Origin of the sequence: Sphingobacterium sp. CZ-UAM (genome assembly GCF_002000245.1) — a bacterium.
GTDB lineage: Bacteria > Bacteroidota > Bacteroidia > Sphingobacteriales > Sphingobacteriaceae > Sphingobacterium.
The window spans coordinates 253,715-279,878 of sequence record NZ_MTCM01000004.1; the positions used below are offsets into that span (position 1 = coordinate 253,715).

19 protein-coding genes are annotated in these 26,164 nt (G+C 40.6%); 16 read left to right on the top strand and 3 right to left on the bottom strand.

Features of this window, described 5'->3' with window-relative positions; genetic code table 11:
- Nucleotides 1-221 precede the first annotated feature (221 nt).
- The 8 genes from BWD42_RS17000 to BWD42_RS17035 all read left to right on the top strand — a co-directional run bounded on the left by BWD42_RS17000 (nt 222) and on the right by BWD42_RS17035 (nt 14,434).
- The gene (locus BWD42_RS17000; protein WP_077437592.1) at nt 222-2,858 is read left to right on the top strand and encodes a valine--tRNA ligase; all 2,637 of its coding nucleotides are present in this window, start codon (nt 222-224) and stop codon (nt 2,856-2,858) included.
- Between the two features lie 236 nt (nt 2,859-3,094).
- Nucleotides 3,095-3,436 (top strand): DUF4342 domain-containing protein, encoded by a 342-nt coding sequence (locus BWD42_RS17005; protein ID WP_254846261.1) that lies wholly within the window; start codon nt 3,095-3,097, stop codon nt 3,434-3,436.
- A gap of 22 nt (nt 3,437-3,458) precedes the next feature.
- A complete protein-coding gene (locus tag BWD42_RS17010) occupies nt 3,459-3,833 on the top strand; it encodes a DoxX family membrane protein (RefSeq protein ID WP_077437593.1) in 375 nt (124 codons plus the stop codon).
- 316 nt (nt 3,834-4,149) lie between these two features.
- Nucleotides 4,150-9,435, top strand: coding sequence for a translocation/assembly module TamB domain-containing protein (locus BWD42_RS17015; protein ID WP_077437594.1), 5,286 nt, complete (start codon nt 4,150-4,152; stop codon nt 9,433-9,435).
- A complete protein-coding gene (locus tag BWD42_RS17020; protein ID WP_254846262.1) occupies nt 9,407-11,731 on the top strand; it encodes a BamA/TamA family outer membrane protein in 2,325 nt (774 codons plus the stop codon). Before BWD42_RS17015 ends, BWD42_RS17020 begins: the two co-directional genes overlap by 29 nt.
- Before the next feature lie 350 nt (nt 11,732-12,081).
- Nucleotides 12,082-12,552 (top strand): hypothetical protein, encoded by a 471-nt coding sequence (locus BWD42_RS17025; protein WP_077437596.1) that lies wholly within the window; start codon nt 12,082-12,084, stop codon nt 12,550-12,552.
- 358 nt (nt 12,553-12,910) lie between these two features.
- Nucleotides 12,911-13,849, top strand: coding sequence for a malate dehydrogenase (locus tag BWD42_RS17030; protein ID WP_077437597.1), 939 nt, complete (start codon nt 12,911-12,913; stop codon nt 13,847-13,849).
- A 129-nt stretch (nt 13,850-13,978) separates the two neighbouring features.
- Nucleotides 13,979-14,434, top strand: coding sequence for an aspartyl protease family protein (locus tag BWD42_RS17035; protein WP_254846263.1), 456 nt, complete (start codon nt 13,979-13,981; stop codon nt 14,432-14,434).
- Between the two features lie 38 nt (nt 14,435-14,472).
- Here BWD42_RS17035 and BWD42_RS17040 read toward each other — a convergent pair whose 3' ends face one another.
- The gene (locus BWD42_RS17040) at nt 14,473-15,693 is read right to left on the bottom strand and encodes an MFS transporter (protein WP_077437598.1); all 1,221 of its coding nucleotides are present in this window, start codon (nt 15,691-15,693) and stop codon (nt 14,473-14,475) included.
- A gap of 180 nt (nt 15,694-15,873) precedes the next feature.
- On the opposite strand from BWD42_RS17040, the gene fsa reads away from it, so the two are divergent.
- The 3 genes from fsa (at nt 15,874) to rnr (ending at nt 19,514) form a co-directional block, all read left to right on the top strand.
- Nucleotides 15,874-16,533, top strand: coding sequence for a fructose-6-phosphate aldolase (gene fsa, locus BWD42_RS17045; RefSeq protein WP_077437599.1), 660 nt, complete (start codon nt 15,874-15,876; stop codon nt 16,531-16,533).
- Between the two features lie 129 nt (nt 16,534-16,662).
- Entirely contained in the window at nt 16,663-17,091 is a 429-nt protein-coding gene (locus BWD42_RS17050; RefSeq protein ID WP_077437600.1) for a Fur family transcriptional regulator, read from the top strand.
- Nucleotides 17,092-17,381: 290 nt separating this feature from the next.
- Entirely contained in the window at nt 17,382-19,514 is a 2,133-nt protein-coding gene (rnr, locus tag BWD42_RS17055; RefSeq protein WP_077437601.1) for a ribonuclease R, read from the top strand.
- A gap of 60 nt (nt 19,515-19,574) precedes the next feature.
- On the opposite strand, the gene BWD42_RS17060 is transcribed toward rnr, so the two are convergent.
- Nucleotides 19,575-19,985 carry a hypothetical protein gene (locus BWD42_RS17060; RefSeq protein WP_077437602.1) on the bottom strand — a complete coding sequence of 137 codons (411 nt, stop codon included), beginning with the start codon at nt 19,983-19,985 and terminating at the stop codon, nt 19,575-19,577.
- Nucleotides 19,986-20,535: 550 nt separating this feature from the next.
- On the opposite strand from BWD42_RS17060, the gene BWD42_RS24795 reads away from it, so the two are divergent.
- From BWD42_RS24795 to rpsJ, 5 genes are all read left to right on the top strand, one after another.
- Nucleotides 20,536-20,685: a hypothetical protein gene (locus BWD42_RS24795; protein WP_175992083.1), complete on the top strand. Its 150-nt coding sequence runs from the start codon at nt 20,536-20,538 to the stop codon at nt 20,683-20,685.
- A 153-nt stretch (nt 20,686-20,838) separates the two neighbouring features.
- The gene (gene rpsL, locus BWD42_RS17065) at nt 20,839-21,252 is read left to right on the top strand and encodes a 30S ribosomal protein S12 (RefSeq protein ID WP_002993550.1); all 414 of its coding nucleotides are present in this window, start codon (nt 20,839-20,841) and stop codon (nt 21,250-21,252) included.
- Nucleotides 21,253-21,271: 19 nt separating this feature from the next.
- Nucleotides 21,272-21,739, top strand: a complete 468-nt coding sequence (gene rpsG, locus BWD42_RS17070) for a 30S ribosomal protein S7 (protein ID WP_077437603.1) — start codon at nt 21,272-21,274, stop codon at nt 21,737-21,739.
- 133 nt (nt 21,740-21,872) lie between these two features.
- Nucleotides 21,873-23,996 (top strand): elongation factor G, encoded by a 2,124-nt coding sequence (fusA, locus tag BWD42_RS17075; protein WP_077437604.1) that lies wholly within the window; start codon nt 21,873-21,875, stop codon nt 23,994-23,996.
- A gap of 76 nt (nt 23,997-24,072) precedes the next feature.
- Nucleotides 24,073-24,378 carry a 30S ribosomal protein S10 gene (gene rpsJ, locus BWD42_RS17080; protein ID WP_028070501.1) on the top strand — a complete coding sequence of 102 codons (306 nt, stop codon included), beginning with the start codon at nt 24,073-24,075 and terminating at the stop codon, nt 24,376-24,378.
- Between the two features lie 639 nt (nt 24,379-25,017).
- Here the strand turns inward: rpsJ and BWD42_RS17085 are convergent.
- Entirely contained in the window at nt 25,018-26,148 is a 1,131-nt protein-coding gene (locus tag BWD42_RS17085) for an AI-2E family transporter (protein WP_077437605.1), read from the bottom strand.
- Nucleotides 26,149-26,164: the final 16 nt, after the last annotated feature.

Below are 26,164 nucleotides of genomic sequence, written 5' to 3' on the forward strand. Positions count from 1 at the left end.
AGATTCTACTTGTACAAGCCTTCGGCTTATTCGGATGGTTCCGACTTTTTTTTTGTCTCATTAGACATTGTCTTCGATCTTTCATCTCTAATGTTTGCCCTTTTCATCTTTAGTTACTAGTCCTTGATCTATCATCAACAACAAGATCAATGATAACAAGGAAAATAACGTAGAATTCCTTACTTTTGTATTCCTTAAAAAATTTGTATATAAAATTTAAAATGAGCATAGCGAAAACTTACAATCCAAAAGAAGCTGAAGAAAAATGGTACAGCTATTGGAAAGCGAACGGATTTTTCCGTTCCACTCCTGATGAACGTGAACCCTATACGATTGTAATGCCGCCACCGAATGTCACTGGTGTATTGCACATGGGCCATATGCTGAACAATACCATTCAAGACGTTTTGATTCGCCGCGCACGTATGCAGGGCAAAAACGCCTGTTGGGTACCGGGAACAGATCACGCATCCATCGCCACTGAAGCTAAGGTCGTCGCTATGTTAAAGGAGCAAGGGATTGACAAAAGATCCCTATCCCGTGAGGATTTTTTAAAGCATGCCTGGGAATGGAAAGAGAAATATGGTGGCATTATCTTAAAGCAGCTGGAAAAACTAGGCGCTTCCTGTGATTGGGACCGCACCCGTTTTACCATGGATCCTGAATTATATCAATCTGTGATCCGTGTATTTGTTGACCTTTATAATAAAGGATTAATCTATCGTGGTTACCGCATGGTTAACTGGGATCCAGAAGCAAAAACCAATATCTCTGACGAAGAAGTTGTTTACAAGGAAAAGAACGGAAAATTATATCATCTGAAATATCAGGTTGAAGGAACGGACAAATATATTGTCGTTGCGACGACACGTCCTGAAACAATCTTTGGGGATACTGCGGTATGTATCAATCCAAACGACGAACGCTACACCTGGTTGAAAGGAAAACAAGTGATCGTACCTATCGTAGGACGTAAAGTGAATATCATTGAAGATGAATATGTAGATCTTGAGTTCGGTACCGGCTGCCTTAAAGTAACTCCAGCCCACGATGTGAATGACTATGCATTGGGTAAAAAGCACGATCTGGAATTTGTGGACATCTTTACCGATGAGGCGAAGTTAAACGACAACGGCCTACATTATGCTGGCATGGATCGTTTCAAAGTACGTAAAGAGATCGAAAAAGAACTGGAAGAAAAAGGACTATTGGAAAAAGTCGAAAACTATACCAATAATGTCGGAACATCTGAAAGAACTGGTGCTGTTATTGAGCCTAAGATCTCCAACCAATGGTTCTTGAAAATGGAGGACCTGGCAAAACCAGCTTTGGATAATGTCATGGATGATACCATTAAATTTCATCCGACGAAATTCAAAAACATCTACCGCAACTGGATGGAGAATGTAACCGATTGGAATATTTCAAGACAATTGTGGTGGGGACACCAAATACCGGCTTACTTCTATGGCGATGGTAACGATGATTTTGTCGTTGCACAGACTGCCGAAGAAGCACTTTCACTGGCGCAGCAAAAATCGGGCAATGCGGGTCTAACGCTTGCAGATTTACGTCAGGATGAAGATGTGCTTGACACCTGGTTTTCAGCTTGGTTGTGGCCAATATCTGTATTTAATGGCATCAATGAACCTGAAAATGCGGAAATCAACTACTATTATCCTACACAGGATTTGGTTACTGCTCCGGATATTATTTTCTTCTGGGTAGCGCGTATGATTGTATCGGGTTATGAATTCCGTGGACAGCTCCCTTTCGAAAATGTTTATTTTACAGGTATTGTACGGGACAAGTTAGGACGCAAGATGTCAAAATCTTTGGGTAATTCACCTGACCCTATTGATTTGATGAATGAGTATGGTGCTGATGCCACACGGATGGGCATGTTATTGACAGCTCCTGCTGGAAATGACTTACCATTTGATGTGGAACTGTGTGTACAGGGGCGCAATTTTGCTAACAAAATCTGGAATGCATTCCGTTTGGTAAAAGGTTTAGAGGTTATTGATGCGCCGTCATCCGCGTCGGACAAAATATCCGCAGCATGGTTTGATGCACGATTCAACCAAGCATTGACTGAAATTGAAGAAAACTTCAAGCATTACCGTTTATCAGATGCCTTGATGACAACCTATAAATTGGTATGGGATGATTTCTGTGCCTGGTACCTTGAACTGGTCAAACCAGCTTATGGTTCGCCAATAGCTTCAGAAACTTTGGAAATGGTCAAATCTTTCTTCCAACGTATATTGACACTTGTACATCCTTTTATGCCTTTCTTAACAGAGGAACTGTGGCATGATGAGCTTTTCGGCACAAAAGAGGAAATGGACTGTATCATTGTTGCTGAATTTCCAAAAGTGGGTGCATTTAATGAGCAGATTATCAAAGATTTTGCTGTAGCACAACAGATCATTTCTGAAGTTCGTAATATCCGCAACTCGAAAGGTATCTCACCGAAGGTAGCACTACCTTTAGCGATCAACCAACAGTCTGACATTGATCTTGCGCAGTACATCGCGATCATCACGAAAATTGCCAACCTGGAGGCAGTCACATTTGTAACAGAAAAAGTAGCTGGTGCAACAAGTTTCCTAGCAGGTAAGGATGAATGTTACGTACTCCTAGAAAACAATGTCGATGTTGAAGCGGAACGCGAACGTATTACCAAGGAGTTGGCCTACCTGGAGGGATTCTTAATCTCCGTAGACAAAAAACTTTCCAATGAACGTTTTGTACAAAATGCAAAACCTGAAATCGTAGAAAACGAAAAAAGTAAGAAAGCCGATGCAGAAGCTAAAATCAAGATTCTCCAAGATAGTTTAACCACTTTAGGTTAAAAGATATAGACGATATTTCTTCATAGGGGCTGTCCAAAAAAAATAGGACAGCCCCTATTTTATTAAAACCTATTCATACTTCTCATACACGCTCCAAATATCAAGGGGTGCGTATTCACTTTTGTGAGGTTTCTCTTTTTCATTTTCATATCCATATGTGATTCCATGGAATGATAAATATTTTTTGCCCTTGCCAACTGTCGATTTTTAACTTTATAGGAATTCCTGTAAAAAAAATGAATAACTTTATAAGAGCGAACTTAAATTATATCAACATGGGATTCAAGGAGACATTTCAAATCAATGGTGAAAACCTTTTACAAAAGATCAAAGAAATCATTGCAGAGGGTAATGTGAATAAAATCAGTATTTCAGACAAACATGGCAAAGAGATCATGAATTTTCCAGTTACTGTTGGCGCAATCGGTCTAATCTTAGCACCTGTATTTGCAGCCATAGGTGCCGTAGCGGCCTTGCTGACTGAATGTACAATCACGGTGGAACGAAACAGCGAAAAGAAAGAGGAGGAAAAACCGGATGATTCCGCAGAACCGCCAACAACAATCACTGTCAATTAATTCGACCTTAAAATTTACGATCATGAAAACCATTAAGAATATCCTTTGTGCTTTATTTGGCCTACTTTTTATCAATGCTGGCCTGGATAAGCTTCTTCATTATATGCCCGTGCCGCCCATGGACATGGATATGCAGAAGGTATTTCAAGCTTTCGGCACCATCAAATGGCTGATGCCGCTGGTCGGAATCATTGAAATCCTCGGTGGCTTGTTGTTCATTCTCCCGAAGACCAGAACAGTAGGCGCACTGGTCATCTTTCCAATACTAATCGGCATTTTCACACATAATATGATCTTTTATAGCCAAACTGGATTAATTATCTGGGCTGTACTTTTCATCATTTGGTTGTGGGTAATCTTTGAAAATTGGGGAAAATACAAAAAACTAATGGAATAATGTCGTTGACAAATTGATCGATATCGCATGCTTTGTTAGCATAAAATTAAAAAACAAAAAACTTTATACTCCAAAAATGGTTTGGTCAATTATTTGATGTGTTTTATAAATTATCCCTTCAATAACAATGTTTTTAGGGATGGGTGGGAAATTGTTTAAAATTTGTCGACATATGTTGCACAAATTAAACTTGCATATACAAGCAAATTTATTTTAGTTTGCTGAAATGGCGGCGATATAAGTTAATATCTGAAAAACTTTGCAAACTTTTTTCCGTTTTAATTTTTATTAATAGATACTTAAATCAAATTATACGTTGAACAGATTTACCCGAATTGCTTTCAAAACAATATTGTGGATTATTGGAGTAATCATAGCGCTGGTTATTCTAATTGTATTTTTAATCCGAATACCCTCCGTTCAGAACTATATTGCGGGTAAAGTAACTCAGTATGTTGAAGGAAAGATAGGCACACCGGTGAAAATCGGTTACATCAATATTGATTTTCCCAAAAAATTAGTGTTAGAGGATATCTATCTGGAAGACCAGAGCAAAGATACCCTTGTTGCAGGGCAGCGCATTGCTGTCGATATCAATATGCTCAAGTTATTGAAAAATACGGTAGAGATCCAGAGCATCGAAGCAAAAGGGATGACGGCAAAAATCCGCAGAACACTACCGGACAGTTCTTTTAACTTTGACTATATCGTCAAAGCATTCGCCTCCGAAAAGGAGAGCAAGCCTACTGCCGATACGACCTCTGCCCTATTGTTCAACCTCGATAAAGTAAAGCTTGATAAATTTCATATCGTTTATGCGGATGATGTTATTGGAACAAGTGCTGACGTTTATTTGGGGACACTAAACACCAATATCAAGAAATTTGACCTGACCAAAAACATGGCCTTCAATCTACCGAAGGTAAAAATAGACGGGTTAAATGCAACTGTAAAACAGTGGCGACCAGTCGTGGATGGCACGGCACCAACGGTCAAAGATTTTGGTATCACAGACAAAACGGCACAGACAACTACCCTACTGCCGGATGTAGGGATACAGATTGCCGATCTGGCCAATATCCTCGTCCGTTATGAGGATCAATCCAGTGCACTGAAAACCAAGTTTAACATCAAGAATCTCCGCGCAGACATCAACAAGATTGATTTAAACGAGGAATTGGTGGATATTCAAACCATCCAACTGGATGGTTCCGACAATGATGTGCTTTTTGGTAAAATAGCCAAGAAAACTCCATCAAAGGACAACACGACTGCTGATACGACAAAAATCAAGTGGGTCGTCTCTGCCAAAGATATCAGGATCAACAACACAAGCCTAGCCTACCGGGATGACAACCAAGCCCGTATGAAAGGTTTTGATTATTTCAACATCAAGATTCCCGGAATAAAAACGAACTTAACGGATTTATACTACAGCGCGGACTCAATCAGTGGGTCATTGCATGAACTGACCGCATCCGATCACTCGGGCCTCGTCATCAAACAGCTCAAGGGGGACTTTAAATATACCAATACAGGGGCAGAAATTAAAAACCTCTATGCGGAGACTCCACGTACACTCATTCGGGATTACCTCAAAGTGAGCTATCCTTCATTGGATATTATTACAAAGAAACCCGAACTGATCTACGTCAATGCGACAATCAAGAAGAGCCGCGTCGATATGCGTGACATTTACTATTTTGCGCCGTTCCTTGATACAATGCAGGTTATGAAACCCCTGATGGACAAGAAGTTTAATATTGACGGTCGCGTGGTGGGGAAATTAAATGACCTAAATATTCCCAATATCGATTTCCAGACCTTATCCAATACAAGAGTTGTCGCAAGCCTGCGACTAAAGGGCTTACCCAATGTAGATAAGATGTCCATGGACCTCAATCTGAAAAAATTAACGACAGGTCGCTCGGATATTGAAAAACTGGTCGCTAAAAGTATGTTACCAACAGGCCTCCAGTTACCGAATACTATTGGATTAACTGGAACCTTTAAAGGTGGCATGACCGCTTTTGACACGAACCTCTCCCTGGTGACTGAAAAGGGAACAGCCAAATTTGATGGGAAAGTGAGCATGGCGGGCAGGGATACAACTTACGATGCTTTTGTTAGCATCCGTGATTTTGATATTGGTAAGATCATGAAAATGGATAGTACTTTGGGTATACTTTCATTTGAAGGAAAATTAAAAGGGCATGGTACAGACCCCAAAAAGCTTGTTGCCAATTTCGACGGCAAAGTAAACCGTGTAGACGCTTTAGGTTATCGTTATCAGAATATCGATATGAATCTAACCGCAGACAAAGGAGATATTAAAGCTTCTGTTGTAAGTCCAGACCCCAATATCAAATTAAAGCTGGATGCTACCGCTAATATGAAATCTAAGTATCCACAGGTGGATTTTGAATTGATGGTGGACACCATCAATCTCAAAAATCTGAAACTGATGGAGGACGATTTCAAATACCATGGTAAAATGGTGGGACATTTTACTTCAGCAGACCCCAATTTTTTAAATGGGGAGGCGCATATTACCAATTCTTCTATTGCCTACAATGATGCCTATTATTCACTGGATAGTATATCACTGATAGCAAAAGCGGATACCGCAAGAAATTTACTGCTGTTAAAATCGGATTTTTTAAATGCCCACTTGGTCGGGAAGTATAAGATTCTGGAATTACAAAATGCTGTTCAAGATATTCTGCAAGTTTATTATCAACCCGGAAAACCTGTGAAGGTACCTAAATATGAACCCCAGAATATTGAATTTTCGGCGCAGCTGACCCGAACCAGATTTGTCCAGGATTTTGTTCCGGAACTGACGGAGATGAAAGACATCACACTGGATGGGATGTTTAATAGTGAGACCAAAACGATACTGGCCAAACTGGATGCACCAAAAATAATCTATAGTGGAACAGAGATCAATAACGTGACACTGGATATCAATACCCTGGACAGCACCTTATACTATTCGGCGCTGATCAATAAGATCAAGGTCAACAATATCGAGCTTGTCAATACTGTATTTAGTGGTTCTGTCATTCAGAATAATCTGGATTTTGGATTATGGATAAAAGATAAAAAAGAGAAAGAACAGTACCATTTGGGCGGAGATATGGCGGTAGACAATGGTGCTTTTGTTTTCAGCCTACATCAAGATGGCTTAATGCTAAACTACGACAAGTGGAACGTAAATCCTGCCAACGTACTTAAATTTGGAAGCACCGGTATTCAGGCAAAAGATTTTGTCCTGAGCAATAAGGGGCAGGAACTGAATATCTCTTCGCAGGACAGCGTATTGAATTCACCGGTAAATATTTCCTTTAAAAACTTCCGTATCGAAACCTTAAGTAAAATGCTGGAAAGTGATATCGTAGATCTGGGTGGTGGTATCAATGGACAGGCGACAATATCACGTCTGGAAAGCAGTCCGGTATTTGTTTCGGATCTGGTCATCGATAAATTCTATGTTGGAAAAGATACTGTCGGAAATGTGAATATCAAAGTCAACAATGAAAAAGAAAACACCTATAATGCGCAGATCAGTATTAGCGAAAATGGCAATAATGTCGTTTTAAGTGGCGATTTTATCAGTCCTCCGAAAGGCGAATCGAGCCTGGACTTCACATTGGATATCCAGCCGTTGACGATGCAGACGGTGCAGGCATTTAGTTTGGGCTATCTGAAAGATTCAAAGGGAAACCTTGAAGGTCAACTGAAAATTACCGGGTCACCATCCAAACCGCTGATCGATGGCGATGTCAGGTTTAAAGAAGCCCAGTTTAATATTGCGATGTTGAATGCTCTTTTCAAAGCAAAAGATGAGACTGTGCATTTTGATAATAGCGGAATCAGTTTCACGAAATTTGCATTGGAGGATAAGAAAGGAAATATTGCCAAAGTTACGGGTTCGATAGATACCAAAACCTACACTGATTTTGATTTTAATTTCAATGTCAATACGGACAATTTTGAGGTACTGAACTCGACCCAGACAGACAATGATATGTTCTATGGGAAGATGTATCTGACATCCAACCTCAGGATCAGAGGAAATCTGGACAAACCAGCTGTAGATGGAACAATTAAAGTCCTAGGTGATACTGATTTTACCTTTGTCATGCCAAATGAAAATCCGGGCATGGCCGACCGTAAAGGAGTGGTCGAATTTGTTGACAAGAGTGATACCGCGCGTGCGAATGTATTTGCGAAATTGGATTCGATGACTGTTACCAAATTGACCGGAATGGATGTGGATCTGAACCTACAGACAGATAAGGAAGCAAAGTTTAAGATTCTCCTGGATGCGGGTTCACAGGATGCCCTGAATATCCAGGGTCAGGCCGAATTAAATGCAGGTATAGATGCCAGCAGTAAAATTACCTTGTCCGGCACATTTACCGTAGACAAAGGAAGCTACTCCTTTAGCTTTGGGCCGGTTAAAAAAGATTTTACCTTCCAAAAAGGAAGTACGATCACATGGAACGGGGACCCATTGGATGCGCGGCTCAATATTACAGCAGCCTATACGACCAAAGCACCTACCTTAGAGCTGGTCGCCACACAATTGGGATCTGAAAACGCGAACCTGTATAAACAACGCGTACCATTCAATGTGTTGCTAAAAATCACCGACAAACTCTTCCAGCCACAATTGGGTTTTGATATTGATCTGGATGAGAATAACTCTATTGTGTCCCAGGATGTGGTCAGCAAAGTCAACAATGCCTTGACTACCCTCCGTGAAAACCCATCGGAGCTCAATAAACAAGTATTCTCACTTATTGTATTGGGAAGATTTATGTCGACCAACCCATTTGAAAGTTTATCTGGCGGTGGTGGTACCGAGGCTATCGTCCGGAATAGCATCAGTTCATTCCTTAGTGGACAGTTGAACCGCTTGGCTTCGGAATTGATCACTGGTGTAGAGCTGGATTTCAACCTCACATCTGAACAGGATTATGCAACCGGCGCTGGACAAACACGAACCGATTTAAATATCGGCGTATCCAAAATGCTGCTGAATGACCGCCTGAAGATTACGGTAGGCTCCAATTTTGAGGTTGAGGGCAATACGAGACCCGGTGAAACCGCCAATAATATTGCCGGTGATATCCAACTGGATTATCAATTATCCCAAGATGGCCGTTATTTTGCCCGCGTCTATCGCAAAAACCAATATCAGGTAACGCTTCAGGGACAATATGTCGAGACTGGTATCGGCTTTATCATCAATATGGATTATAATAAATTTAAAGAAATCTGGATGAGTTCAAAAAAACTCAAAGAGTATTATGATACGGATAGTAAAGGCTTCAGAAAACGTTTCAATGTGGAACGTATGGAAACGGATTCGGTCTATCGGGATAGCGTAAGAACTGTCATCAGAGATAGTTTGATGCTGCATAGTCCGGAATATAGAAAACGTATTGAAGAACGCGAAAAGGAAAAACGTAAACAACAATTGGATTCGAGCAAAAGTCAGCCAAAACAGCCGAGTCCCAAAACGAATTTGGATACGATAAAAACGACTGCAATTAAAAATGAAGATGAGGAAAGGAGTTATCATGTGGGCTAAAGTGAGATCTGCCATTGGAATATTGACATTAACGACGATTATCGCGTCCTGTTCTTCCACCAAGAATCTGAAAGAAGGTGAAAGTCTATACGTCAAGGGTAATGTGATCATAGATTCGGATACAATTTCCAAGGAGAATAAGGAAAAACTGTCAACCTATCTCCAGTCATCACTGATGCCTAAACCCAATAAACGTCTGGCTGGTGTACCGTTTAAGTTATATTTTAATAATATGGCCGGTGATTCCGCCAATAAAAATATCATCAAAAAATTCTTCAAGAAAATTGGCGAGGAACCTGTCTTGCTGAGTGACGTGAACCGCGAGTACAATGAAAACCTGTTGCGTAACCGCATGGAAAACATCGGTTTTTTTAATGCGGAGGTAACATCTGATACACTGGTTGAGGAAAAGAAAGCCACTGTAAACTACACCGCCAAACCGAACCTGATCTACCGGATCAGATCGGTCAAGTTTGATGTTGACAGCACCACACAACTGGGCCGGGACATTCGTTCATCATCCGACAAAAGTTTGCTTCAAGTAGGAAAAAATTACAGTTTGGATGTCATATTAAATGAGCGTGACCGCATAGACGTTGATCTTAAAAACAAAGGGTATTACTATTTTAGTCCAGATTATATTTTGGTTGAAGTGGACAGTTCGCACCGAAACAACAGGGTCGACATGTATGTGACGGTAAAAAAGGAAACACCAGCCCAGGCGAAGACACCCTCAAAAATCAATAAGATCTATATTTTTCCGAACTACACGGAGACCAGTTCCGGTTATCAACGATCGACCCGAAATGCCGAGCTGTACGATAGCAGTTATTATTTTATTGACCGCAGGCGCACTTTTCGGAAACCTGTTATTGCCAAGCATATCTTTTTTCATCCCGGAGATACGTACAACCGTACGGCGCACAACCAGACGATCAGCCATTTGGTCAACCTGAACAGCTGGAAATTTGTCAAAAACAACTTTGTGGATAGCAAAGAGGTGCCAAACGCACTTGATGTCTATTATTACCTAACACCGCTCCCCAAAAAGTCCCTCCGGGTAGAGCTACTGGGAAAAATGGCTTCTGTGTACAACGGTACGGAGGTCAATGTCAACTGGACACTGCGCAATGCATTTAAGGGTGCGGAGCAATTGAGCTTTAATGTCTTTGGAGGTTATGAGACCCAGACTGGAGGAAATGCGGATCTAAATTCGAGTTATTACCGTTATGGTGCAGAAGCGACATTGACTTTTCCACGTATCCTTAGTCCTTTCGGAAGCATTGATCCTTCCCGTCGTTTTATTCCCAAAACCTATGTCAAAGGACGTTATGAATTCTTAAACCGTCGTAAAGCCTATACCTTGAATTCAATTGCATTGGATTATGGTTATATCTGGCAAGAGTCTGAAGAAAAACAACATGATCTTGCCTTGCTGGAAATTACCTATGTGCAGCCTAAAGGCATTTCGGAAAATTACCAAAAGCAGATGGATACCATTCCAGCGTTACGACATGCGATCGACCCTCAGTTTACGATTGGCCCCAATTATAACTTCACGTTCCAGAATACGATGAAGCAACATTTGAAGAACACGTTCTATTTCAAAGGCAATTTGGATCTTTCGGGTAATATCCTTGGCTTAATCAAAGGAGCCGATTTTAATAAAGGCAAGACTTTCAAATTATTCGACGCCTACTTCTCCCAATATATTAAACTAAGCGGTGATGGCAGGCATTACATGAAGCTTTCAGAGAATTCGCAATTGGCATCTAGGGTAAGTCTCGGATTGAGTTATTCCTATGGTAACTCGCGTTCCCTACCCTATTTGAAACAGTATTATGTCGGTGGGCCAAACAGTATCCGGGCCTTTGGTGCCCGTGCAATCGGCCCTGGGACAGTGGCACCAGAGAAATTGAGCAATGGACTATTCTATGCCGATCAGACTGGTGACATCAAGTTGGAGTTCAACACAGAGTATCGTTCAAAACTGGCTGGGTTTGTCCATTGGGCAGCATTTATTGATGCAGGTAACGTTTGGTTGCAACGGGAAGATGTGAACAAACCTGGTGCTAAATTCAGCAAAAACTTTTTGAATGAACTCGCGGTGGGTGGTGGTGCCGGCTTGCGCTTCGACTTTACCTTCCTGATCATCCGAACGGATTTTTCGATTCCATTCCGTATCCCATATTTACCTAAAGGAGAACGCTGGGTATTTAAGGACATCGATTTTGGCAGTTCGCAATGGCGCAAAGATAACCTGATGTTCAATCTGGCAATCGGTTATCCATTCTAGTTTCCATATCAGGCCGTACGGACGACCTATGCTATGCCCGAAAATCAGTCTATGACGGAAGATTCAGTAGATCAAGAGGCTTTTTCGACATGAAGAGCCTTTTATAAGGTGAACAACTTCAAGAATATAATCAATACAATGAGCTCGGTATTTTTATCGGGCTCATTCTTTTTATAGATTCATTTCGGCTTTTCCCCTTAAAGTCTAACCCGGTCAGCGATCTCCAAAAAGCGACCACCTTATAAGGTGGAGCGCTTTTGAACATTAGTTGCCATAACTTTATCTCTCAAAGCAGATCAAAGAATATTGTACACATGTTAAATGAATAACAATTAAAATTCAAAAAAATTATGAAATCAAACATCATGAAGATTTGTGGACTATTGGGAATTGTATTTATCACAATCTCCACAGGCCACAATGCATTAGCGCAGTCCAAGGTAGACTATGCGCTAAATACGGCTGAAGGTGCAGCGGAAACAGTAAACAGAGCTGGCAAGACACTTAAAACAATTGGTGGTCTATTCAAGAAAAAAGACAAAAAAGAGGCCGATAGTTCCATGTCTCCTGCAACTACCATACATGTCGTAGGAATAGCATCCTATGACGATGTTGATAAATTTAAGGACAACATAGCTTCATGCAAAGGCGTAAAAGGCGCAAACCTAAAATTTAAAAAAGACAAGTCAACTATCCAAGTTGCCCATGCAGGAACTACAGAAGAATTCTTCGAAAATTTAAAGAAAACAGGGAGCCTACAAGGCAAAAACATCCTGTCATTGGAAGAGGGAACAATCGAGATCGAAGTTCCTGCAAAGTAAGCATAGGTCCAAGTGTCCGGGGTATCTTGCAGGTGAATTTTGCACTTGCAAGATACCTATCAATTAACCATCTTGTATAACAAGTATAGAAAATAGCACAATCAGTCCTGACCCCGCATTTATCTTCCTAAAAAAACAAGTTATTCCAGTGAAATTGATTGATTTACTGACAATAATTCGTTAAATTCAAGCAATATTTACTCATTCACATACATGCTCATGAAATATCCATGTCTAAAAATAGCACAAGCATTCGTGAAAATAGACTGGATATTCCATACGGCCATAAACACTGCCGAAAGCGATATGAATGTTTTAGCAGGAGAAATTAGCTCATGAATAAACAAATAATTTACATATGAAAGTAACTATTGTTGGTGCAGGAGCTGTAGGCGCAACTACAGCTGACAATTTAATCCGTCGAAATGTCGCTGAGGAGATTGTGTTATTGGATATCAAGGAAGGGTTTGCAGAAGGGAAAGCGCAAGATATGGCCCAAACCGCAGCTTTATTGGGTTTTGAATCCAAAATAAAGGGTGTTACCAATGACTATCTATCTACAGCCGGCTCTACTGTTGCGGTTATCACCTCGGGGATTCCGCGTAAACCGGGAATGACGCGGGAGGAATTGATCGGGACAAATGCAAATATTGTCAAATCAGTTGTAGAGAATTTGGTTAAACACTCTCCGGATATCATTATTGTCATTGTTTCCAACCCGATGGATACCATGACCTACCTTGCACTCAAATCGAGCGGCTTGCCTAAAAATAGGATTATCGGAATGGGCGGTACATTGGATTCAGCCCGATTTAAATATCAATTGAGTGAAAAATTAAATGCTTCGGCAGCTGATCTCAATGCCATTGTCATTGGTGGTCACGGTGATACAACCATGATCCCGCTGATCAAGCACTCCACGTGGAACAGCATTCCGGTCAGTAATTTTCTTACGGCCGAAGAGCAGGCGGAGATAGTCCAAAAGACGATGGTGGGTGGCGCGACATTAACGAGCCTGATCGGTACGTCGGCTTGGTATGCTCCCGGTGCTGCTACAGCCGCGGTGGTAGAAAGTATAGTCCGTGACCAAGGTAAATTATTTACCGCTTCAGTATATCTCGAAGGTGAATTTGGTCAGGAGGACATTAATCTCGGTGTGCCCGTAGTTATTAACAAAAAAGGTTGGGATCGCATTATTCCCTTACAACTGGATGAGGAAGACAAGGAGAAGTTCAGCAAAAGTGCCGATGCCGTGCGCGCCATGAATAATGTATTGAAAGAGATAAAGGTATTGTAATCAACATAAACAAGTGCGAGAAGAGGCTGTTATTTGTAATAACAGCCTTTTTTCATGTTGTAGAAAAGATTTTACGTTTGCAGGAGGATAAGCCGCCGCTAACCTTCTTTTTTAATTAAATTTTTGGCTATGTTTGGGAATATGACAACAGTACCTTTTCAAATATTAGATCTTCAGGGACAAGGAACACATATTCTGGTAGATGTGACACTATACGAACGCAGCTTTAAAATGGTCATCGATACAGGAGCGTCTAAAACCGTATTTGACAAAACCCAACTGGGACATCTTTTGGAAGATCAATTGCTGTTGGAACCCTCAGAAACCTTATCTACAGGTCTTGGGACCAACTCGATGGAAAGCTTTAACATGGAAATTCCCAGTTTGACAATCGGTACCTGGCACATCCGTAAATTGAAAACCGCGGTACTTGATCTAAGTTCGATCAATTACGCCTATCAACAAATGGATCTGGATCCTGTGATCGGCGTATTGGGTGGTGATATTTTCGCCGATTATGGGGCTGTTATTGATTACGCAAAACAAACATTACGCTTGCGGGACCGAAAAATCAAAAGTAAGTAAGCCCTCGGCTCGTACTCCTAAAATCTAACTACTCGATACTAAAATCGAAAAAGCCGCTTATGAATATGCATCCGTAGATAGGTATAATAGAGCAAAGCAATGACTATTCCCAGCCCCCCCATTAGATATAAGGTTGCCCGGAGACCACAGTAGCTGGCTAAGGAACCGATCATGAGTGTTCCTATTGGAAATATACCCTGAAAAGCCATGACATAATATGAAATAGCCCTGGCTCGATATATGGGTATGGCGTGTGTCTGGATATAGGTATTGATACTGGAATTTTGCATCATCATGGCAAAGGACACTAGCATCACATAGACCAAAGCCATCTGTAACATACTTGAATGCGCTAAGAAAAGAAGCGCTAGCCCCATCAGCGCTGCAGCTCCCATCACCTGATAGCGTAGATTCGTTCCTGATTTCAGTCGCGCCATGTTAAATGCACCGATCATGGCCCCCAATCCGGCAGCACTTTCAAACCAGGAAAATATACGCTCATCTCCATGAAACATTTCTTTTGCGATGGCGGGCAAAAGTGAAGTGTAAGGAATGACGACCAAACTGGAAAAGGTCATAATAATAATCAAAGAAGAGATATGCGGCGAACGTTTGAGATAGCGAAATCCTTCGACCAATCCCTCCCAGTTGCTCCCTTTGCTTAGCTGCACATGGGTTTCATCCACCCGCATCATCAGCAGCGTAATAATGACAGGAACGAAACTGATAAAATTCAGAGCAAAACAGACCAATTCACCATAGCTACTGAGTAAAATCCCGCCAATGGCGGGGCCAAGCATGCGGGCTCCGTTAAAGATGGTCGAATTGAGCGCAATAGCGTTTGGCAGGTCCTTGCGGTCGCCTACCAGATACATCATCAAAGACTGTCTACCGAGCACATCAAAGGAATTGATGACCCCTTGTATCAAACCCAGGGCTGAAAGCCACAGCACAGTCTCCCACTTGAGGTAAACCACCAAGGTCAGCATACCCGCCTGTATCATCAGGCCGATCTGCGTCAATAACACCAACTTATACTTCTTATGCTTATCAACAAAACTTCCGATAAATGGAGACAAAACCAAGGAGGGCAATAAGGAAATAAACTGAACAAAACCCAACCAAAAGACGGAACCTGTCAGTTCATAGACCAGCCAGCTGATTGCTATCCGCTGCATCCAAGTTCCCATCAGGGAAATTGCCTGCCCTATTACATGTAAACGGAAATTTCTATAATGGAGCGCCCTAAAAACCTGCATATATTATAAAGATAGACTATAAAAGTATAACAAAAAAGAACGGTAAGAGATTCTATTTTAGAAAAATAATGATTTAATTCATCGAAATAGATGTGTAATACTGGAATATAATCAATAACTTTGCGCTTATTATTTTGAACATTAAAATAATCAAATAATTATCATTCAATAATATACACAATGAAATTTTTTATTGACACAGCGAACCTAGAGCAAATTAAGGAAGCCCAGGACTTAGGCGTATTAGACGGTGTAACAACCAATCCAAGTTTAATGGCTAAAGAGGGTATCAGCGGTGATGAGAACGTAATCAACCACTACAAAGCAATCTGTGCAATTGTTGACGGCGATGTGAGCGCTGAAGTTATTTCTACAACTTATGAAGAAATGATCAAAGAAGGCGAAGCATTGGCTGCTCTGGACAGCAAAATCGTGGTAAAAGTTCCTATGATCAAAGATGGCGTGAAAGCAATCAAATATTTCAGCAAAAAAGGTATTAAAACAAACTGTACATTGGTATTCTCTGCTGGCCAAGCTTTATTGGCTGCAAAAGCTGGTGCGACCTATGTATCTCCTTTTATCGGCCGTTTGGATGATATTTCTACAGACGGATTGGCATTAATCGAAGATATCCGTTTGATTTATGATAATTATCAATACCCAACACAGATCTTAGCTGCTTCCGTACGCCATAGCGCACACATCTTGGGTTGTGCTAAAATCGGTGCGGATGTAATGACAGGTCCATTATCAGCAATTTTATCCTTATTAAAACACCCATTGACCGATAGCGGTTTAGCAACATTCTTAGCTGACCACGCGAAAGCTGCGGGTAAATAAAATAGACTATATTTAGATATAGGTTCAAACCGATAAGGGGAAGATGACAATAATCTTAACCTTATCGGTTTTCTTATGTGGATAAATTGCTTATTTTTGTAGTTGATCTAAGGTTTAACGAAGAAGTCCATGGAACAATCCAATACCGTATATCCAGAAATTCTGAAACGAAATAGTTTAAAAGTTACCCAACCTCGTTTAAAGGTACTCGAAATTATTTCAACGAAAGATTCGGCCATTTCCCAGCCAGAACTGGAGAAATTATTGGGTAAGGATATCGACCGTGTGACATTGTATCGTGTATTGGCCAGTTTTGAGGAAAAAGGTATTATCCACAAGATCTTTGATCTGCACGGAACCGCTACCTATGCTATGTGTTCCACCAACTGCTCTGAACACGACCATCATGACCAACATGTACATTTCATCTGTCGGGTGTGCAACTCGGTCTATTGTCTAGATGAAATTACATTGCCCAAAGTGGCTATTCCGGAGGGGTTTAGTCTCGAGGCGATTGCCGTAAACGCACTCGGCGTATGTAATCATTGTAAAAAATAAATCGCAACATACAGCTTCAAAACAATTTCTCCCTTGATCTGTCTATAGTATGGGAATCGGATTAGCTCCAATTCGACCAGCTATTGTACAGTCGAATGCTGTTTTTTTCGTACCTTGTATCAACCAGCGAATCTGCGGATAAAGATTACGCAAATTGTCGGTTTATTGTATATACAGGATTTAATATCCCAGTAAAAAATGGACCTACTAGTTCGTAATGCAGGCTCAGCACAGCAGCTATCATTCAAATGACCCTGATTGCGAACACAGATGAGTAAATAATAACACGAATGAAGACAAGAAAAGAAAATCCCTATAAAGAGGTATTAACACAACTGATTATCGATATTTTCGAGAAATCAGGAAACAAGCCGCTCAACTATAAACAAGTTTCTTCCAAATTGAACCTGACGGACAACGATTCCAAAGTTGCCATTGCTGATATTTTACAGGACAATGTGCGAAGCGGGCTTTTTGTGGAAGTAGAGCGCGGAAAATTTAACCTCAAGCAGATCAAAGTGTATGTCACCGGAAAGGTGGATATGACTGCAGATGGTTCCGCCTATATTATTCCGGATGATGAATTTGAAAACGACATCTATGTTGCGCCCCGAAAACTCAGGCAGGCCCTACACGGAGATATTGTTAAAGTACACACTTTTGAAAAGAGAAAAGGTGGCCGCAAAAAAGAAGGTGAAGTTGTTGAAATCCTTCAACGTGCCAAAACCGACTTTACCGGAACGATCAGCATTTCAAATAATTTCGCATTTTTTATCGCCGATGACCGCAAGATGTTGCACGACATCTTTATTCCACTGGACAACCTAAATGGTGCCAAAGATAAAGAGAAAGTCGTGGTTTCAATCATCGACTGGCCAAGTGGCAGTAAGAATCCTGTGGGAACAGTCAAACATGTACTGGGCACCAAGGGTGAAAACAATACTGAGATGAATGCAATCTTGGCTGACTATGGCTTTCCATTGGAATTCCCAAAGAAAGTAGAAGCTGAGGCCAATAAAATCACGGAGAAAATCAGCAAGGAGGAGATCGCCAAAAGACGTGATTTCAGAACCGTCCCCACATTTACGATTGACCCTGCAGATGCCAAAGATTTTGACGATGCCCTATCTTTCCAAAAATTGGAGAACGGTAATTATGAGATCGGTGTACACATTGCCGATGTGTCTCATTTTGTGATTCCGGATACAGAGCTGGATAAAGAAGCTTTCAACCGAGCGACATCAGTCTATCTGGTTGACCGCGTTATTCCGATGCTTCCAGAGCGTTTGTCCAATGGCGTGTGTTCATTGCGTCCACATGAAGATAAACTTTGTTTTTCGGCGGTATTCGAAATGGATGAAAAAGCCAATATCCATGAGCAATGGTTTGGCCGTACGATTATCCATTCGGACAGACGGTTTAGCTACGAGGAGGCGCAGGAAGTCATCGAGACCAAATCCGGTGATTTCAGCCAGGAAATCCTAAAATTGAATGAACTTGCTTATATCCTTCGCGAGCGTAAGTTTAAAAATGGTGCAATTGCTTTTGAAAGTGAAGAGGTTAAATTTACCCTAGATGAAAACGGTAAACCTACAGGCGTGTATACCAAAATACGTAAAGATGCCCACAAGCTGATCGAAGATTTTATGTTGTTGGCAAATCGTAAGGTAGCTGAATATATTGGTAAACAAGGGCGTGGCAAAAACAAACTAACCTTTGTATACCGTTACCACGATGTTCCGAACCCTGAGACGTTGACTACATTTTCGCAGTTTGCGGCACGTTTTGGCCATAAGTTGACCATTAAAACAGACAAAGAAACAGCGAAATCCCTCAATGCGATAATGACCAAGATCGAAGGCAGTAAGGAACAGAATATGCTGACCTCTTTGGCCGTACGTTCAATGGCCAAAGCCATCTATACGACTAAGAAAACAAGCCATTATGGCTTGGCATTTGACTATTATACCCATTTCACCTCCCCGATCCGTCGGTATCCGGATGTGATGGTTCACCGTCTTTTGCAGTTCTACCTGGACGGTGGTACAAAGGTCAATGCCGAGCACTACGAAAAGATGGCGGAGCACTCTTCGCAGATGGAGAAAAAGGCCGCTGAGGCAGAACGTGCATCCATCAAATACAAACAAGCAGAATACCTACAGGATCAGATCGGTACAGAATACACTGGTATTGTCTCGGGTGTAACTGAATGGGGTATGTATGTGGAAATTGAAGAAAACAAGTGTGAGGGCATGGTACGCTTGCGCGATATCACGGATGATTTCTATGTACTTGATGAGAAGAACTATGCGATTATTGGCCAACGGAAGAAAAAGAAATTTCAGTTGGGCGATGAGGTGCAGATCCGGGTGAAGAAAGTGGATCTGGATAAACGACAGATTGACTTTACGTTGTTGTCTTAAACTTAAGAATTGGAAAAGCCGTGTCAGGATTGGTGACACGGCTTTTCCAATTCTTAAACTTTATTGCTTTGTACCATCAAATTTAAAAGTTGTTTCACCTTCAGCTAACGGTTTAGCTAAATAAGTAACTGTCTTGTTTTTAACCTCAAATAAAAACATTGCTCCGGGTTCTGTAGCTGCCGATTGTATTGAATAATCCATATTATTTGTTACGTTAAATTCCCGAGAAGGTAATTTCAGAGAGCTATCTTCTACCTCAACTTTAATACGACCATCACCCACTTTGGTTACTTTAATAGTCTTATTAAACTTTTCCCCCACTCCTACGATATCCAAACTCCCTTTATAAGTACCTACTGCTGCATCGATACTTCCACCTGTTTGAATAGGCTCATCTTTATCCTTAGAACATCCCACAAAAGCGAAGGTCACTAGCGCCAATACGATTGCATACATCAATTTCATTTTCATAATCTGAATTCTTTTAATTTATTTTTACTTTTAATTATCTGTTCGTATTTGACAAACCTCTTGCCAAAAAGAAGCATAAACACGCAAAAAAGTAAATATACTCAGAAACCAGTAGAAGAATATTTTTACAAAAAAACACAGAGCAACTAGTATTCAAGACAATAAAGATTTTTACGAGTTACACATAAAATCTCATTTTTTAGCGCCAAGGCTAGACAACGTCACTATTATTGTCCATATTTTACAACATCATATTAATCACTGTGAGCTGTTAGACTTGCTAGCGCAAGGTTGGATTATACAAGTATTAAACGAGGGGCAAAATTATCACGGTAAATCTTACATATTATTGCGCTTTCCGGGAAAAGGAAACATTTCGCACTGTGTTTACCGCATTTCGACAAGTAAAATATCGATTCTGCGCGATGTCAGATTGAGTCTGACCAGCGTCGGAATCATTTTTCCATGTAGGCAAATAAAAATTCAGCTCGACTAAATTATACACAGCAAGGACAAAACCGAGCAGACAGGTGGCGTGATCATTTCGACAATGAACCTGGTCATTTCGTTACTGCGAAGAATGACACAGACGGGTGCTGGACCGATTTCGACAGACGGGAAAATGAAACTTCCACCCAGCGAAATCATTTTGGCCAAGGACAGCATGCATGAGAAGGAGCGCGAACTTGTCAACCCATAGGCGGAAATGGCTTCGCTTCAGGGAAAAGAGAGCTTCTATTTCGAAAAAATAATCTAAATTTTATACACTAACTATTTAATATTCAAAACGGAATCAGTATCTTTGCGAACTTAAAATAATTTAGGTATAAAATTTATAAACAAAAACAGGTAAATGCCTACTATTCAACAATTAGTTAGAAAAGGTAGAGTAGCTCTGGTTGATAAGAGTAAGTCACCAGCGTTGGACTCATGTCCACAGCGAAGAGGTGTATGTACACGTGTATATACTACTACCCCTAAAAAACCAAACTCAGCAATGCGTAAAGTAGCTCGTGTACGTTTAACAAACGGTAAAGAGGTCAACGCTTACATCCCTGGAGAAGGTCACAACTTGCAAGAGCACTCGATCGTATTGATCCGTGGTGGTCGTGTTAAGGATTTACCAGGTGTACGTTACCACATCATCCGTGGTGCATTAGATACTTCAGGTGTAGCAGGTCGTAACCAACGTCGTTCTAAATACGGAACTAAGCGTCCTAAACCAGGACAAGCAGCTGCAGCTCCAGCAAAAGGTAAAAAGAAATAATTAAACGGAGGAAAGAAAAATGAGAAAGTCAAAACCGAAAAAGAGAATCATTTTACCTGATCCAAAGTTTAATGACGTTCAGGTAACACGTTTCGTAAACAATATGATGGTAGATGGTAAAAAATCTATCGCTTATGATATTTTTTACGATGCAGTAGAATTAGTAGAACAAAAAACACAAGAAAGCGGTTTAGAAGCTTGGAAAAAAGCTTTAAACAACGTTATGCCTGCTGTTGAAGTTAAATCACGCCGTGTAGGTGGTGCTAACTTCCAAGTTCCTATGGAAGTTCGTCCAGAGCGTAAAATTGCTTTGGGTATGAAATGGTTAATTTCATACGCTCGTAAACGTGGTGAAAAAACAATGTTCGAAAAATTAGCAGGAGAAATCATTTCAGCTTCTAAAGGTGAAGGTGCTGCTGTTAAGAAGAAAGAAGATACGCACAAAATGGCGGAAGCTAACAAAGCGTTCTCACACTTCAGATTCTAATTTTGAAGACATTCAAAAAAATATGATTACACCGACCTCCGATAAACGAACACTCTTTTATCAAGGTCGGTGTACTTATTTAACATTACATTTAAACACATAAGGCCCCTGTGGCCAGCTGCTTAAAAATATTATGGCAAGAGATTTAAAATTCACTAGAAATATCGGTATCGCTGCACACATCGATGCTGGTAAAACTACAACAACTGAGCGTATCCTTTATTACTCAGGTGTAAACCACAAAATTGGTGAAGTTCACGAAGGAGCTTCAACAATGGACTGGATGGAGCAAGAGGCTGAGCGTGGTATCACGATCACTTCTGCTGCAACAACTGTATTCTGGAACTACCGTAACAACAAATACCAAGTAAACGTTATCGATACACCTGGACACGTGGATTTCACGGTTGAGGTAAACCGTTCGTTACGTGTATTGGATGGATTGGTATTCTTGTTTTCTGCAGTTGATGGTGTTGAGCCTCAATCTGAGACAAACTGGCGTTTAGCTGATGGTTACAAAGTACCTCGTATCGGTTTCGTTAACAAAATGGACCGTTCAGGAGCTGACTTCTTGAAAGTTGTAAAACAAGTAAAAGATATGTTGGGTTCTGAGGCTGTAGCTTTACAATTGCCTATCGGTGCTGAAGATACTTTCAAAGGTGTGGTTGACTTGATCAACAACCGTGGTATCGTTTGGAACGAGCATGATAAAGGTATGACCTTCACTGAAGTGCCTATTCCTGATGATATGTTGGATGAGGTTGCTGAATACCGTGAGAAATTATTAGAAGCAGTAGCTGGTTACGATGAGTCATTAATGGAGAAATTCTTCGATGATCCAAACTCATTGACTGAGCGCGAAATCTTAAATGCATTACGTGCAGCCGTATTGGATAATTCTATCGTTCCTATGGTTTGTGGTTCATCTTTCAAAAACAAAGGTGTTCAAACCATGTTGGATCTAGTAATGGAGTTATTGCCTTCACCTCTAGATGTTGAGGCTGTAAAAGGTACTAACCCTGATACTGGTGAAGAAATTGAGCGTAAACCATCTGTTAATGAGCCTTTCGCAGCTTTAGGTTTCAAAATTGCGACTGACCCATTCGTAGGTCGTTTATGTTTCATCCGTGCTTACTCTGGTAAGTTAGATGCAGGTTCTTATGTATTGAACACACGTTCAGGAAACAAAGAGCGTATCTCTCGTATCTTCCAAATGCACGCGAACAAACAAAACCCTATCCCTTTCATCGAGGCTGGTGATATCGGTGCTGTTGTTGGTTTCAAAGACATCAAAACTGGTGATACACTTTGTGACGAAAAAGCGCCTATCGTATTAGAGTCAATGACTTTCCCTGAGCCAGTAATTGGTTTAGCGATCGAGCCTAAAACGCAAGCTGACGTGGATAGATTAGGTATTGGTCTTGGTAAATTAGCTGAAGAGGATCCTACATTCGTTGTTAAATCTGACGAAGAAACTGGTCAAACAGTTATCTCTGGTATGGGTGAGCTTCACTTAGAGATCTTGATCGACCGTTTGAAACGTGAATTCAAAGTTGAGGTTAACCAAGGTGCTCCTCAAGTAGCGTACAAAGAATCTATCAATGGTACTACTGAGCACCGTGAGGTATACAAAAAACAATCAGGTGGTCGTGGTAAATTTGCGGATATCAAAGTTGTTATCTCTCCGGTAGACGCAGACTACGATGCTTCAAAATCAGCGCTTCAATTCGTAAACGAAATCGTGGGTGGTGCAATTCCAAAAGAATACATCCCTTCAGTTCAAAAAGGATTTGAAGCATCATTGAATAATGGTGTATTGGCTGGTTACCCGCTTTCTGGTATGAAAGTTCGTTTGATTGATGGTTCATTCCACGCAGTCGATTCAGATTCATTGTCATTCGAATTGGCAGCTAAAATGGCATACCGTGAGGCGTTACCTAAATGTTCACCAGTATTGATGGAGCCAATCATGAAAGTTGAAGTATTGACTCCAGAAGAAAACATGGGTGATGTAATGGGTGACTTAAACCGTCGTCGTGGTCAAATGCAAGGTTTGGATTCACGTAACGGTGCACAAGTAATCAAAGCATTGGTTCCACTTTCTGAAATGTTCGGTTACGTAACTCAATTACGTACAATCACTTCAGGTCGTGCAACATCTACAATGGAATTTGATCACTATGCTGAAGCTCCACGTAACGTTGCTGATGAAGTAATCGCAAAATCTAAAGGTAGAATCAAAGGTTCTGTTGAATAATAGAACTCAAAAATAAACCGACCGCTGGTTGTTAATAGCTCTAATCAGCGGTCATTTTTTAATAATATCATATACTATGAGCCAAAGAATCAGAATTAAATTGAAATCTTACGATTACAATTTGGTTGACAAATCAGCTGAAAAAATCGTAAAAACAGTAAAACCTACAGGTGCAGTTGTTAGTGGTCCTATTCCATTGCCTACTGAGAAAAAAATCTACACGGTATTACGTTCACCACACGTTAACAAAAAAGCACGTGAGCAATTCCAATTGTGTGCTTACAAAAGATTGTTGGATATCTATTCATCAAACGCTAAAACTGTTGACGCATTGATGAAACTTGAATTACCTTCAGGTGTTGAAGTAGAAATCAAAGTGTGATAGATTTCAGTCACTGAAAAAAGAAGGGGCCTTTCGTAAGAAAAGCCCCTTTTTTCGTTTCCTACCTTTTTTACCTCCAGCAATTCACCTGTAATTTTGTAACATCAAATGAATAAATCTAGGAGAAAGGCGCTTTGAAAATTAGTTCTATGCACCAATAAATGACCAAAGCATTTTAAAGCCTTTTGAGCTGTTATTTTTTTTATGCAATATGATACTCGTCTTACTGTATTTCAAACCACAGACGAGTAAAAAACGCCTTAATTTCGCAGGGTATTCATCAGTTGTGATTACCAATTGCTATTTTTTCGCTTCGAAGTACCTCTTGCCACCTAAGATTCACCGCGGCAGATCTTGGGAGCACAGCGGCGAATCAACCGTAGTTTTTTGATGCAACAATCGGCTATTTTCTATGCTTTATAGGTTGGTTTTCCTGTACGATCCTTGTTTATAGGCAGTACTTAGACAGTCTTGTGATAGTGCCAGGCTTGTCCCATCCTTGCAATTTTGTTGTGCCAAACTAGTAAGGTTCTTGTGCGGGCGTTGTATGGTAATCTAAACCATCACTATTTGCTTCCTTCAATTGGTAGTAGAAAATAGTGATGAAACCAAACAATTGGGGTAATAATTTGAATGAAATTACTCCTTCACCTCATCAACAATTTTCTTCTCTCTCGGGTTTAAGGACTCAAAAAGATCCCTATACAGCTCATCCTTACTATCCTCCTCCCCTAATAAGAATCCCCAAGGTTTAAGCTCCTTGATACGATCCATCACAATCTTAAGAATTGCCAATATTGGAATAGCCAGGAACATCCCAGAAATACCCCAAACCATTTCGCCAATAATAATGGAAAGCATGGCAAATAGAGAATTGACCTTTACTTTTGATCCGACAATTTTGGGAACAATAAAATTGCTGTCAATCATATGTATAATAATCAATGCTAGAATGACTAACACAACATGGGTCAATGACGAGGTAGCGAAAGTAAGAATGGAGATAATCAGCATGGATGAGAAAATACCTACATAAGGCAGTACGTTGAATACGCCTGTGATTAAAGCCAAGAGTAAACTGTACTTCACACCAATTAAGGAGAGGCAGATAAAAACCAAAAGTGAAACCAAACTCATCTGGATCAAAAGACCGATCAAATACTTCTTAACCACATATTGAATCTGTCTGACGACATCCACAACAATCGGACGGTCTTCGACACGATTGACAAATAAAAGGAACTTCACAATATGACCTCTATAAATCAGTAGGAAGAAAGTGTACAGGAATGTAAAAACAAATAAAATAAACAAAGAGGAAAGTGAAACCAATGCCGTTCCTAAAAACAGGGTACCGGAATCAACTGATTTGGATGCCGTCTTATTAATGAATTCCATTTGTTCCTTATGTTGTATTCCAAACTGTTGGCTGACCCAACTTTGCAATTTGCCTGCGCCATCCATAATCTGTTCTTTAAATGCTGGAAAATCTTCTTTCAACAGCGTGAGCTGTGAGGCCAATAAGAAAAGACCGTAGCCCAATACACCAAAAAAAATAATCACACTGAGTATTCCGGCCAATGTCCTTGGAAAGCGTAACTTCCGCTCCATAAAATTGCTCAACGGTATCAAAAGCAGCGAGAACAGCAAACCTAAAATCATTGGAATCAGTATCGTATCGCCGATCTTCGCCAGATAGCCTAAGAGAAGGATACTAATCAATATACAGGCTAACTTTACATAGAATGGTAGGGAGAGAAATCTTTTCATTGCATATTCTTTTGAA